Origin of the sequence: Marinilabilia rubra (assembly GCF_003121985.1) — a bacterium.
In the GTDB taxonomy this organism is placed as follows: Bacteria; Bacteroidota; Bacteroidia; order Bacteroidales; family Marinilabiliaceae; genus Marinilabilia; species Marinilabilia rubra.
The window spans coordinates 84,242-97,150 of record NZ_QEWP01000001.1; the positions used below are offsets into that span (position 1 = coordinate 84,242).

At 40.8% G+C, this 12,909-nt stretch carries 11 protein-coding genes and 1 tRNA gene; 9 read left to right on the forward strand and 3 right to left on the reverse strand.

Going from position 1 to position 12,909, the window contains the following annotated elements:
- Window positions 1-291: 291 nt before the first annotated feature.
- The 6 genes from DDZ16_RS00400 to DDZ16_RS00425 all read left to right on the forward strand — a co-directional run bounded on the left by DDZ16_RS00400 (window position 292) and on the right by DDZ16_RS00425 (window position 6,821).
- On the forward strand, window positions 292-672 hold the full coding sequence (locus DDZ16_RS00400) for a PH domain-containing protein (RefSeq protein ID WP_109262439.1): 381 nt from the start codon (window positions 292-294) through the stop codon (window positions 670-672).
- A gap of 437 nt (window positions 673-1,109) precedes the next feature.
- Window positions 1,110-1,640 (forward strand): hypothetical protein, encoded by a 531-nt coding sequence (locus tag DDZ16_RS00405; protein WP_109262440.1) that lies wholly within the window; start codon window positions 1,110-1,112, stop codon window positions 1,638-1,640.
- A 110-nt stretch (window positions 1,641-1,750) separates the two neighbouring features.
- A complete protein-coding gene (gene rpoN, locus DDZ16_RS00410; RefSeq protein WP_109262441.1) occupies window positions 1,751-3,199 on the forward strand; it encodes an RNA polymerase factor sigma-54 in 1,449 nt (482 codons plus the stop codon).
- Between the two features lie 73 nt (window positions 3,200-3,272).
- Window positions 3,273-3,878 carry a hypothetical protein gene (locus DDZ16_RS00415; protein WP_109262442.1) on the forward strand — a complete coding sequence of 202 codons (606 nt, stop codon included), beginning with the start codon at window positions 3,273-3,275 and terminating at the stop codon, window positions 3,876-3,878.
- An 85-nt stretch (window positions 3,879-3,963) separates the two neighbouring features.
- Window positions 3,964-4,803, forward strand: coding sequence for a PorV/PorQ family protein (locus DDZ16_RS00420; RefSeq protein ID WP_109262443.1), 840 nt, complete (start codon window positions 3,964-3,966; stop codon window positions 4,801-4,803).
- On the forward strand, window positions 4,800-6,821 hold the full coding sequence (locus DDZ16_RS00425) for a helix-hairpin-helix domain-containing protein (protein ID WP_232526515.1): 2,022 nt from the start codon (window positions 4,800-4,802) through the stop codon (window positions 6,819-6,821). Before DDZ16_RS00420 ends, DDZ16_RS00425 begins: the two co-directional genes overlap by 4 nt.
- Here the strand turns inward: DDZ16_RS00425 and recQ are convergent.
- Window positions 6,818-8,998 carry a DNA helicase RecQ gene (gene recQ / locus DDZ16_RS00430; RefSeq protein ID WP_109262444.1) on the reverse strand — a complete coding sequence of 727 codons (2,181 nt, stop codon included), beginning with the start codon at window positions 8,996-8,998 and terminating at the stop codon, window positions 6,818-6,820. The genes DDZ16_RS00425 and recQ overlap by 4 nt on opposite strands.
- A 432-nt stretch (window positions 8,999-9,430) precedes the next feature.
- Between recQ and tatC the strand changes: the two genes are divergently transcribed.
- The 3 genes from tatC (at window position 9,431) to DDZ16_RS00445 (ending at window position 11,244) form a co-directional block, all read left to right on the forward strand.
- The gene (gene tatC / locus DDZ16_RS00435; RefSeq protein WP_109262445.1) at window positions 9,431-10,249 is read left to right on the forward strand and encodes a twin-arginine translocase subunit TatC; all 819 of its coding nucleotides are present in this window, start codon (window positions 9,431-9,433) and stop codon (window positions 10,247-10,249) included.
- Window positions 10,250-10,271: 22 nt separating this feature from the next.
- Window positions 10,272-11,039 carry an LPS export ABC transporter ATP-binding protein gene (gene lptB / locus DDZ16_RS00440; protein WP_109262446.1) on the forward strand — a complete coding sequence of 256 codons (768 nt, stop codon included), beginning with the start codon at window positions 10,272-10,274 and terminating at the stop codon, window positions 11,037-11,039.
- A gap of 123 nt (window positions 11,040-11,162) precedes the next feature.
- A tRNA-Leu gene (locus DDZ16_RS00445) sits at window positions 11,163-11,244 on the forward strand.
- Window positions 11,245-11,726: 482 nt separating this feature from the next.
- Here the strand turns inward: DDZ16_RS00445 and DDZ16_RS00455 are convergent.
- Window positions 11,727-11,972 (reverse strand): hypothetical protein, encoded by a 246-nt coding sequence (locus tag DDZ16_RS00455; protein WP_109262448.1) that lies wholly within the window; start codon window positions 11,970-11,972, stop codon window positions 11,727-11,729.
- Window positions 11,973-12,028: 56 nt separating this feature from the next.
- Window positions 12,029-12,850, reverse strand: a complete 822-nt coding sequence (locus DDZ16_RS00460) for a hypothetical protein (RefSeq protein ID WP_146192184.1) — start codon at window positions 12,848-12,850, stop codon at window positions 12,029-12,031.
- Window positions 12,851-12,909: the final 59 nt, after the last annotated feature.

A 12,909-nucleotide genomic window follows, 5' to 3' on the forward strand; every position in this document is an offset into this window, starting at 1 on the left:
ACTTGATAGATTAGCATTTTATGCATCATGTAGGTATTTAAAAGAAAAACCTAATTGTTAATATCATCGCAAATATAAACTAGAGCCTTAAGCTTTTGTAAAAGGCTAAAAAACAATTGTTTGAAGGGAAAGGTATTTTTGTTTTGAAGGGTAGTTTATAAGCATAAAATGGCTTGTCTTAAATCTTTTATTTATCCTGTATTCTTTTTGGGGCTAACGATCTATTGTATGATACAAATTGATGGTTCTATTTTTTTTTCTTAATTTCGTATAAACTCTAGCGTTAAAATTATGGGACTACTCTCTTCTTTGATGGGAAATGCCGGAATGGTAGATCCTGAAAAACTTAAAGCCGATTATTCTAAACTCCTGACCGATAAAGAAGATATCGAGATTGGCTTTAGACTTATCCGCGATACTTTTATTTTTACAAACAAGCGATTACTGCTTATTGACAAACAAGGACTTTCCGGACGAAAAACGGAATACTTTTCGGTTGTTTATGGCAGTATCTCACGTTTTAGTATTGAAACGGCAGGGACCTTTGACCTTGATGCCGAATTGAAAATCTGGATTTCAGGAGAAAGCTCACCCAGTATTCAGAAAAAGTTTAATAAGTCGGTTGATGTTTACGAGGTACAGCAACTACTGGCAAGTCACGTTTTAAAGTAACTTTTTTTAACCCTCCTGATTGTTGATTCTATCTCTGATTCATTGCTTATAAAAATTACAGGTACTGAACGTTGCACTTTCTAAATTGGAGAGAATCATTCCGACAATCAGAAAAACTTCTTTTTAAAATGCAATTATTAACACTGACCTTCTTTTTGTGCTCCTTTTCAGAACCGGTTACTCGTGGATATCAAGTAGTTTTTACAATAAAAGAAGCTGTTGCAGATGCTTTTTTTTCAGTCTCATATAGCAAAAGATCCATAAGGAGGTAATTATCGAATTAGGTCTGGCGGATTCCGATCCGCCACAAGAGATAAAACGGCGGATTCCGATCCGCCGTACCTAATCTGTCATTACCAGGCATCGTCTTTAAAACTGAAAGTACGAGAAATAGCCGATCAGTTTTCTTTTGTGTTTCATGAATTAAATATGGATCAATGAACCTGCATCACTTAATCTTCTTGAGAGGATTTGCAACCTTACTGTTAGGATTTGCCCTTTTTCATTTATTTCTGGGGGTGTTTTTTGACGATTGGTTTCCGGAGCAATCGCAAGTGATCACTTATGCCATTGTTGGATTATCTGTTCCTCTGGGACATTGGGGGAGCTGTAAAAAAAGAATAAAATATTTGTATTCTCATGATTTTAGGGTACCACAATTTAAAGATTCCCTGCCCAATGCCATTCAGATTAATTCTCCGGGATTTTCCTGGAAAGAATTTGAAAACCGATTGGGTGAGGAGTTTATTATTACTGCTCATCAGAATGATGCAAATGCCTTTAAGCTCCGAACCAGGTTGTCATGGAATAAACCGGGGGCTGCTGCTTATTTGACGTACGATGAAAATGCAGGAACTTTAAAATGCTGTTATTTCTCGTTTCCGGGTTACATACGAAGTGGTACACGGGCCATTCAGCGAATGAATAAAGATATTGTGGAGTTGGCATGGCAAACGGGCAAATCTTAAAATACCTGTAATGTTTCCTGATTTCCTGAAATTACTGTAATTTTGTAGGAAATGGAGGTTGTTTGATGATACGCAATTCAGCCTTTGCCTAAAATTAACAGGATCATGGAATGCTGAAACAAAGTTTAAATCAAAAATTACTGCAAAAGCTGTCGCCGCTTCAGATACAGGTGATAAAGCTTTTGGAAATACCCACTACTCAGCTTGAGCAAAGAATTAAAGAGGAGATGGAAGAAAATCCTGTGCTCGAACTGGAACGTGATTCTCGTGATCCTGATGATGAGGAAGATGCTGCTCCGGAAACGGAAAATGAGAAGGATGAAATGTCTATTGATGCCTATATTCAGGATGAAGACATTCCAGCCTATAAACTGAGCTCCCGAAACTTTTCCAAAGATGATAAACAGGAGGATGTGCCATTCTCTTCCGGTACCACTTTTCATGAACATCTGGTGAGCCAGATGGGATTAAGAATAATGGATGACCGACAGGCATTGATCGCCGAGTACATTATTGGAAATATTGATGAAGATGGATATCTCAGACGTGAAGTGGATGAGGTTATTGATGACCTTGCCTTCTCTCAAAATGTGGAAGTGGATGAACGCGAAGCTCTTGAGGTATTAAAAATGGTTCAGGATTTTGACCCTTCGGGCGTGGGGGCCAGGGATCTAAGAGAATGTTTATTACTTCAGCTGGATCGAAAAGACCATGAAGATCCCATCGTAGAAAAGGCTCATCATTTGGTGAAGCACCATTTTGATGAGTTTACCCGGAAGCATTACGATAAGATTGAGAAACGCATGCATCTCAAAGATGGGGAACTGAAGGAGATTCTTGAGGAAATTCTGCATCTCAATCCCAAACCCGGAAGTTCCTACAGTAATCCGGTTACCAAAACGGTGCAACATATTATTCCTGATTTCATTTTGGATGTTGAAGACGAGAAGCCCAGGTTGTCGCTTAACAACAGGAATGTTCCGGAACTCCGCATCAGCAATACCTACTCCGAAATGTTTGAAGATTATCAGGCAAACAAAAAGAACCAGAGTAAAGAGAAAAAAGAGGCATTGATGTTTGTTAAGCAGAAGCTGGATTCTGCCAAGTGGTTTATAGATGCTATCAGACAGCGGCAAAATACACTGTTGACAGTAATGCAATCTATCCTTGAATACCAATATGAGTATTTTCTGGAGGGAGATGAAACCAAGCTCAGGCCAATGATCCTTAAAGATATTGCTGATAGAACCGATTTGGATATCTCAACGGTTTCAAGGGTCTCGAATAGCAAGTACATACAAACCCACTTTGGTATATTTCCGCTTAAATACTTTTTTTCAGAAGGCCTTCAGACTGATTCGGGGGAAGAAGTTTCCACACGGGAGATCAAACGGATTCTTCAGGATTGTATTGACAATGAGGATAAACGAAAACCGTTGACAGATGATAGGCTGGCCGGGATTCTCCAGGAAAAGTCCTACAACATTGCCCGTCGAACCGTTGCTAAATACCGGGAGCAACTGAATATTCCTGTGGCTCGCCTCAGGAAAGAATGGTAAGAGGAGTGTGGGGTGTTGTTGTGTTTGCGTAATTGATTACAATTGATTTGAGTGAGAATTTAATTTCTTTTTAATGAAACTTCTAAGTAAGATACTGTCCTTCCTGTTTCATCCCATGTTGATGCCTACTCTTGGGATTTTCTTTATACTTAACACAGGTACTCATCTTTCCTATCTTAGCTTTGAAGTGAAGCGGGTTGTCTACATTATTGTTTTTATCTCCTCCTGCTTGCTGCCAGTCTCATTATTGCCTCTTTTTCTGCAGATGAAGCTCATAAAAAGTTTTAATATGCAGTCTGCACGGGAGCGTATTTACCCGGTTCTGGCCGCCGGCATTTTTTATTTTCTTGGCTACTTCCTGCTTAACAGACTCAATATTTCTCAATTAATCGAGGGGTTTATGCTGTCTTCCCTTGTTGCTATTCTGTTATCTGTTGGAATCTCATTTTTCTGGAAGATTAGTATGCATGCCATTGCCGTGGGTGGGATCACCGGTGTTTTAGCCGGCATTATGTTTAGGTATGGTGTTGATTTGCTTGTGCTGATTTCTGTAATGGTTATGGTTTCAGGGGCTACCGCTTCGGCACGCCTTTATCTGAATGCGCACTCTCCCTCTCAGGTTTATTCTGGTTATGCTTTAGGTTTTGCTTTGGTGTTGAGTGGTGTTTTTCTGGTATGATAAGATTGTCATCCAGAGTTTTGCATTATTGATGTTTAGTTTTTAACTTGCATTATATTATTGCAAAATCTAACTCTGATCCAAAATGAAAACCAGGCTGTTGTTTACATGGCTTTCTGTTTTGTTATTTTCAGTTACAGAAGCTCAAAACTATGATTATCCCTCTCCTGTTACTACCGCCATGGGACTGTCAGGTGCCAGCGATACTACTGAGTGGTCGCTGTTTTCCAATCCCGCAGGCTTGTCTTCTGTAAGCCGAATGTCAGGAGGAATCGGCTATCACAACGCTTTTGGCATTTCTGCTTTAAGTGCAAGATCTGCGTTTTTCGTGGTTCCAACCCATATGTTAACCCCGGCATTGTCGTATATTCAGTATGGAGATGATTTGTATGAAATTCAGACCTTCTCGTGTTCTGCTGCACGTTCTATCTCTCCAATGCTCCGGATGGGAATTCGTTTTGAATATTTGCTCAGGCATATCTATGGAACGAAAGCTGAAAGTGCCTTTGTGATTGATGCCGGAGTAAATTACAATGCTTCAGAGAATGTCACGATTGCACTTTTTGCCCAAAACCCCGGCCGAACTGCCATTCTCGATGACTACAATGAATATGTATTGCCTTCTTCTCTGGCTGTTGCTTGCACCTTTCGATTATCATCGTCATTCTTCCTGACTGCAGATTTAAATCATCGTGAAGATTTGGCACGTCAATTTTATTCTTTCGGATTGTCTGCCATGGTTCATCAAAAGGCCAGTGTTAGAGGGGGGATTTCGGCCAGACCGGTACGCCTGGCAGTTGGGTCAACCTTGAGCTGGAAAAGAGTAGAAATAAACTTTTCAGCCAATTATCACGATCGTCTGGGCCTAAGCACCACTGCCGGTATTGCATATGCGCTTGATTTTAAGGGAGGAGGTGAAAATTGAATAAATTCTTGTGCCAAACAGCCCTTTCTTTTCTGATGCTTCTGGGCTTTGGCTCCGCTTGTGTTGCTCAGATTAACGACCAATTGCAAGATTGGGCTTCTGATGTAGCGACTGCTTATGCCGAGGAGTTTGATAGTGAAGATTTGACATTTCTTATTGAAGACTTGTTGGCTATCGCCCGTAATCCGATAAATATTAATACAGCGGGCCGGGAGGAATTGGAGCGTATTTTCTTTCTTACGGATTTGCAGGTGGAAAACATATTGTACAAACGATATGTAAATGGGCAATTTCTCTCTATATATGAACTTCAGGCTGTTGAAGGGCTTCCATTGGAGACTTTAAAAATGTTGGAGCCTCTTTTGGTTTTTGGGAAAGGAGATAATAAGTATAGGCCATTGAGGGTTTGGGGAGACGCTTTCTTTAGGAGTGAGTTTCAGGTTGAAAGGACTGCAGGATTTATACAAAACCAGGAAGGTGGCCGTGCTTATATGGGTGATCGGTTTAAAGTTTACAGTCGCACAGAGATGAATACAAACCATGGTTTTTCAGGAGGTACGATTGCTGAAAAAGATCCTGGAGAGCCAATGTTTTCCGACCGGATTCATGGTCTGGATTTGATGACAGGGTATTTGCATTACGAAAATTCCGGTAATTGGCTTAGTGAAGTTGGCGTTGGACAATACACTGCCAGCGCCGGACAAGGTTTGGTACTTCAATCTGGGATGCCTTTGCGTAAAAGCACTATGGTTACAAATATCCGTAATAGAAAAGCATCTTTCCGGCCTTCTCTTTCGGCTTCTGAGGCTTCAGGATTTCGGGGTGGCTACGCTTCTTTTGCTTTTGGTGATTTTGAGGTGACTCCTTTCTTTTCATTAAAAAAACGTGATGGCAGAATTAAAAACGACAGTATTTTAACAAGTCTCAGAGAAGATGGGATGCATCGGTCTTTAACAGAAATAGAGCAACGACATAATACTGAGGAGACCGCTCTTGGCTTAAAAACCCAATGGTCGGGAAAATGGTTGCAGATTGATGCCGGGCATTTGTCGTATCGGTTAAACCGTCCTTTGGTGCCGGATCAAAAGCCATACAATCAGTTTTATTTTAGTGGAGATAAGGCTTCTAATAGTTGGGTCTCTTATTTGCTCAGCAAGAATAATCTGCTGTTTTTTGGGGAGGTTGCCATGAGTGGATATTCTGAAATTGCCTTTTCAAACGGAGTGTTGTGGGGCGCCGCACCGGGTTTTGCTCTGGCGATGGCTCATCGGTATATACCTAAGAGCTATCAGGCTCCGCTTGCCGGGCCAATGACTCAAAGTTCTTCTTTTTCAGGTGAAAGGGGCTGGTATACCGGATTTAAATGGGAGTTGCCTGATAGATGGGTACTGTCATCTTATTTTGATTATTACCGTTTTGAGTGGTTGAAATTCAGAGTTGATGCCCCTTCATCAGGATTTGACTGGTTGGGAAATTTAGAAAAAGAATTTCGCAATGAAGCAATACTTCGCATTAAAGTCCGTCACCGTGAAAAACCATTAAATCATGCAGAAGATATGAATGAAAACAAGGTTGTAAAGGTTGTTTATGACCAGTTGAAGCTTCAGTACAGGCAATTAATAGGTGATGGATGGCAATTTACAACCCAGGGGCAATGGCACTTTGTAAAATCTGATGAACAAAATGAGAATGGTAAGATGTTGTCACAAGATATTAAGTGGAAAAATAACAAACTGAGTATTACCGGGAGGTTTGCTCTCTTTTCTGCTTCAGATTATCTGGCCCGGTTGTATGCTTACGAACCACATGTTTTATACATGTTTTCGGTTCCTGCCTATTCCGGAAAAGGGGCCCGCTATCTTTTGTTGGTCAACTACAGATTACTTAATAACCTTCACCTATGGTTGCGGGCGGCCCGCTGGCAATACAGCGATCGCGAAACTATAGGGTCCGGCAATCAGTTGATAGATGCTGACAAAAAGACCCAATTGACCTTTCAGATGAGGGTGAAATTCTAGTTCCCCACCTCTGAAATAAATTTGATACGAACCATTCTTACGTCTTCTTCAGAGTATTCATCTTCTCCCAGTTCTTCAAGAGCGGCACCAATATCATCGGTTTCCGCATCTTCTTTGAAATAGTAGAAAATGTCGTCTCTGTGTTCTTCGTCCATCACCTGATCGATATAATAGTCAATGTTAACACGAGTTCCGGAGTAAACAATGGATTCGATTTCCTGAAGCAATTCAAGTAGTTCAATTCCTTTTGAACCAGCGATGTCGTCCAGGGAGACTTGTCTGTCAATGTTTTGTATGATCGACACTTTGGACTTGCTCTTGTTGGCGACCGATTTGACAACCATGTCCATAGGCCGCTCTATCTCATTTTCTTCAACATGCCTTTTTATCAGGTTCACAAAGTCTTTTCCAAATCGCCTGGCTTTTCCGGCACCAACTCCCGGCATGTTCTGTAATTCTTCTTGCGAAACAGGATAATAGGTAGCCATGGCTTCCAACGAAGGGTCCTGAAATATAACAAATGGTGGAAGCTCTTTCTTTTTGGATATTTTCTTGCGCAAATCCTTGAGCATTGAGAAAAGACCTGTGTCAAGCGCGGCTGTACCACCGGCTGTTCTGGTCTCTTGCTCCATTACGTCATAGTCATGATCCCGGGTAAGCATAATGCTGTATGGCTTCTGGATATATTCCTGACCTTTTTCAGTAACCTTCAACAGTCCGTAACTTTCAATGTCTTTGGATAAAAGGCCTGCTACAAGGGATTGGCGGGTAACAGCATGCCAGAATTTTTCATCTTCATCACTTCCACAACCAAATATAGGCAATTCATGATGCTGATAGGATTTAATAACACTGGTAACTTTCCCAACCATCACCTGAATCACATGCTCGGTTTTGAATCGTTCTTTTAACTCATTAACAACTTTGAGCATTTTTATAATGTGGTTCTTTCCTTCAAATTGCTCTTTGGGATTAATACAGTTGTCACAAGTGCTACAGTTCTCTGGGGTGTATTTTTCCCCGAAGTAGTGCAGCAACATTTTTCTCCTGCATAGCGAAGTTTCAGCGTATGCCACGGTTTCAAGAAGCAGTTGTTTGCCAATCTCCTGTTCTGCAAGAGGTTTACCTTGCATGAATTTTTCCAGTTTTTGGATGTCTTTGTAGCTGTAAAAAGCTACACAACGCCCTTCTCCTCCGTCCCGGCCAGCCCGGCCTGTCTCCTGGTAATAGCCTTCCAGACTTTTGGGAATATCATAGTGAATAACAAATCTGACATCCGGCTTATCAATACCCATTCCGAAGGCGATAGTGGCCACTACAACATCAATTTCTTCCATCAGGAACTTATCCTGGTTGCCTGTTCTGGTAGCTGCATCCATTCCGGCATGATAGGGCAACGCTTTGATGCCATTAACCACTAGGTTTTCGGCCAGTTCTTCTACCTTTTTGCGGCTTAGACAGTAGATGATTGCTGATTTGCCGGTATTTTCCTTCAGCATCTTAATGATTTCCCGGGTAGCATTGACCTTGGGACGTATTTCGTAAAACAGATTGGTCCGGTTAAACGAAGATTTGAATACATGTGCGTTGAGCATCCCGAGATTCTTCTGGATGTCATGCTGAACTTTTGGAGTTGCTGTGGCGGTAAGAGCAATTAAAGGTGCCGTGCCTATCTCGCTGATAATAGGGCGAATTCTTCGGTACTCGGGCCGGAAATCGTGTCCCCACTCCGAGATGCAGTGGGCTTCATCAACAGCATAAAAGGAGATCGGAACCTGTTTCAGGAATTCAATATTCTCTTCTTTTGTCAGCGACTCCGGGGCTACGTAAAGCAACCTTGTTTTTCCGGATACAACATCATCCTTCACCTGCTGAATGGCAGATTTCGACAGGGACGAGTTTAAGAAATGGGCAATGCCATCGTCCTCGCTGAAATTGCGCATGGCATCCACCTGGTTTTTCATAAGGGCAATCAATGGGGATATAATGATTGCAGTTCCGTTGAGAATGAGGGCGGGCAACTGGTAACAGAGGGATTTACCTCCTCCTGTAGGCATCAGAACAAATGAATCATTCCCGTCCAGAACGTTTTGGATAATGGCTTCCTGGTTTCCTTTGAAAGTATCGAAACCAAAATGTTTTTTCAAATAACCGCTAAGGTCAACTTGCTTAGTCATAACAAATTCTAACTATTTCTCTGTATCCTACACAAAATCAGCTTGTTATTTCACTTTCCTTTCATGACCCTCAAAAGCAAACAAATTTAGTATATTAAAATGAAACACAGGCACTATTTTGTTTTTTTATGGGTCGGATCTACGTTAAATGACAGATGCACTAAATGCAAATCCCGGGAATGGGGAAGGAGGTTTAACCTCTTGAAATTTTGTTTGTTTTAATGTCGTCCAAGCTATTGGGATGAGGCTTTAAACAATTTAAGGTTGCTTTATTGAAGATATAAAAAGGGAAGGCTAAAAACAAATTATTTCGAAAGTGTTTTTATCTTCGCATTTAGATTAATAAGATCGTTTTGCCGCTAATTGTTAAGGATTAGGTTGTAAAACGATTTATTTTGGGGGCAATTATTTTTCAACAATTAAAGCATTGTAATGGGTGATAAGAACCAGACAGAAATGTCATTTCTTGAGCATTTGGAAGAGCTCCGTTGGCATTTGGTGCGTTCCTTTTTATATATATTCGCTTTTGCTGTGTTGGCCTTTATTTTTAAAAGCATTGTTTTTGATGTTATTCTTTTAGGTCCCAGTAATCCCGATTTTTATACCAATCAATTTCTTTGCGATTTATCTCAGAAATTGCATATGCCCGCACTTTGCATCAACCAAGAGCAGTTGATGTTGCAGAATATAAACATGACCGGCCAGTTTACCACCCATCTTTGGATTTCCTTTCTGGCAGGAGTTATTGCAGCTTTTCCTTTAATTTTTTGGGAATTCTGGCGTTTTATAAAACCTGCTCTTTATAAAGAGGAAATACAGCACAGTAGAGGTGCCATCTTTTTTGCTTCTATTCTTTTTACTGTTGGTATTCTTTTTGCTTACTATATTATCAGCCCTTTGTCGGTTCATTTTCTTGGCAATTATCAGGTAAGTGAAAAAGTGGATAATATCGTGAACCTGGGATCATACATAGGTACGGTTTCTTCTATTATATTGGCAAGCGGTATATTGTTTGAGTTGCCAATGTTTATTTACTTTATGAGTAAAGTCGGACTGGTGACAGCCGATACGCTTAAAAAATACAGGAGGCATTCCATTGTTGTTACTTTAGCAGTTGCAGCAGTTATTACTCCTCCGGATGTTATCAGCCAGGTGTTGGTTTGTCTGCCTTTGATTTTGCTGTATGAAGCCGGTATTTTAATAGCAAGAGGAGTTGAGCGAAGAAAATCAAAAGAACTGGACACTCTTTAATGAAGTGTCGTAATCAGATATTATGGAAAACCAGAAGATGAGATTGCATACCGATACTTTGGTGAAACGCTATCGTAACCGGACTGTTGTAAAGGGTGTGTCGGTGGAAGTGAGTCAGGGCGAAATTGTGGGCCTTTTAGGACCAAATGGTGCCGGAAAGACCACCACTTTTTACATGATTGTAGGTCTCATTACCCCAAATGATGGTGAGATTTATCTTAATCAGGAGAAAATTACCAACGAACCGGTATACAAAAGGGCACAAAAAGGGATTGGATACCTGGCACAAGAGGCAAGTGTTTTCAGAAAGCTTAGCGTAGAAGACAATATTAAGGCTGTTCTGGAAATGACAAGCTTTTCAAAGGATTACCAGAAGGAGCGTCTTGAAGAATTGATCCATGAATTTGGGTTAGGACACATTCGTAAAAGTTTGGGGATTCAGTTGTCGGGAGGTGAACGACGCAGAACTGAGATTGCCCGGGCATTGGCTATTAACCCCAGTTTTATTTTGCTGGATGAACCATTTGCAGGAGTTGACCCAATTGCCGTGCGTGATATTCAGGAGATTGTAGCCCGTCTGAAATTTAAAAACATTGGTATTTTGATTACCGACCATAATGTTCATGAAACTTTGTCTATTACTGACAGGGCTTACTTGTTGTTTGAAGGGAATATCCTGAAGGCCGGAACAGCAGAAGAACTCGCTGAGGATCCTGATGTAAGAAGAGTGTATCTTGGGGATGACTTTGAACTTCGCAGAAGAAATTTTGAGCATGCCCGGCATTCCTGAATGTTTATTTTCAGTGGTATATGGTTGGCAGAAACGGTCTGGTGAAAATGGGGAAGGAATTATTTGAGATTTTTTTTTGGATATTGGTAAAATATTCCCGTAATTTGCAATCGCAAAAATGAGGCGGACGTGGCGTAATTGGTAGCCGCGCTAGATTTAGGATCTAGTGCCGAGAGGCGTGTGGGTTCGAGTCCCTCCGTCCGCACAACCTTAAAGGTCTTTTTACTTGGTTTACAAGCGAAAAGGCCTTTTTTATTTCCGTTTTAGTCAACATTTAGACAACGGTTTTGGAAAAATTATTTTTCTTAATGCCTTGAAGCTGTTGGAATAATGTTTTTTTTCTTTACCCCCCACTAAGGGCAAATTTGATATTTTGTGAAAAAGAGGGTGGTGTGTGGTTTGGATTTGGTTGGGGTTTTATCTGAAAGTGGCCCCCCTGGGCTTGTGGTTTTCTTTTTTCGTTTTGGTCGGTTCCTTTGGTGGTTGGTCTGGTTGTTTCTTTTGTTTATTCCTGTGGGTTTGGTGGTGTGCCTTGTTTGTTGTGGTATTTGCTTTTATCTTTGTAAGGCAATGCAGTTGCCTGCATTTCATTGAACAAACAAAAAGGCACTCTGAAAAGTCAGGGCGCCTTTTTTTTTATTCTGAATTTATGGAAAGTGTTTACCAGGTAATCATTTGGCTTTTTTCTTAAACTTTTCTTTCAATAGATGCCACAACCTCCATTGATCGGCTGACGGCTCCGGGTGCATCCGGGAAAACATACTTTAAAACGTTGGCCCGGTAGTTTGAGTATAACGTGCCGTCGTACTTCATGCACTCGCTAAGATAGTCGAAAACGCTATCTGTGGGCGTTACTCCGCTAAACCGTTGGTCATTTGCCAAACGTGATGCCAGGGTGTAGGCTTGTTTGGTTGTTAATGTGTCGCTGTTCATTTGTTAAAACTTTAGGATTAATAAAAATAGTAATTGATTTGGGCCAGGGTGTTTATTTATTCCGGTAATTGTGCCGGGTTGGATCTTTTCATTTGTTTTAATGCTGCTTTGGCTGTCCCTTTGTAATATGCTTCATCCATTTCCTTGGTATAATCTTTTTCATGTATTGGTTTATACCAGACTGTTCCTTTTGCGTATCGCCTTAAAAAGCCTTCTGATGGTGCTATGCTGTGATCGTATTCTTTAATGCCTGTGGATTGCTTAATGTGGATAAACGAATCTTTTCCCCCAACTTCATTTCCAACCAAAAGCAAACCCGCATCCATTAAGTAGTAAAGAAGCTTTTCGGGGTTTGGTGGTATTTGGTAATTTAATTTTGTGAGGCCTTTTTTGATTGCGTGTAAGTAATCAAGCCGGGCCATTAATATACAAGGGGAAAAGATAAGTAGCCCCTCCATTAATGCCCTGCAAACGGCTGTTTTCCTTTCCGGTGTTAATTGGATAGACGCCCGGTATCTGTCAAAAAATGTTTTACTGAATCGGTAAACCTTATTATTTGCCTTTCCCGAAACAATATTAAACCCTGTTCCTGGTTGTTGTTTACTTTCTTTTGGTGGGATGCTTAAAAACCCGTCTTGCATCAGGTATTTTATTGCATCCTGAAAAGGGGTTCCGGCTTTTTGTTTTTCTGCAATGTTGTTGTAGTAATTTAAAACATTTAATTGCGTTACGTCTCTGGTTCCTTTGTGCCCCTCCGCATGATCGTTTAAGGTTGAATAAATTTTAACGTATGCCATACGGTCAAATATTGCCAATACTTCCGCTTTTTGTTGGTCGGTTAATTCTGTCGGGGCTGTGGTTGTTTTCGATGCTTTCATTTGTGCCTGCTTTTTTGAGTTTTTAAAAATGTTCATTTGTACCTGCTTTTGTGGTTTAT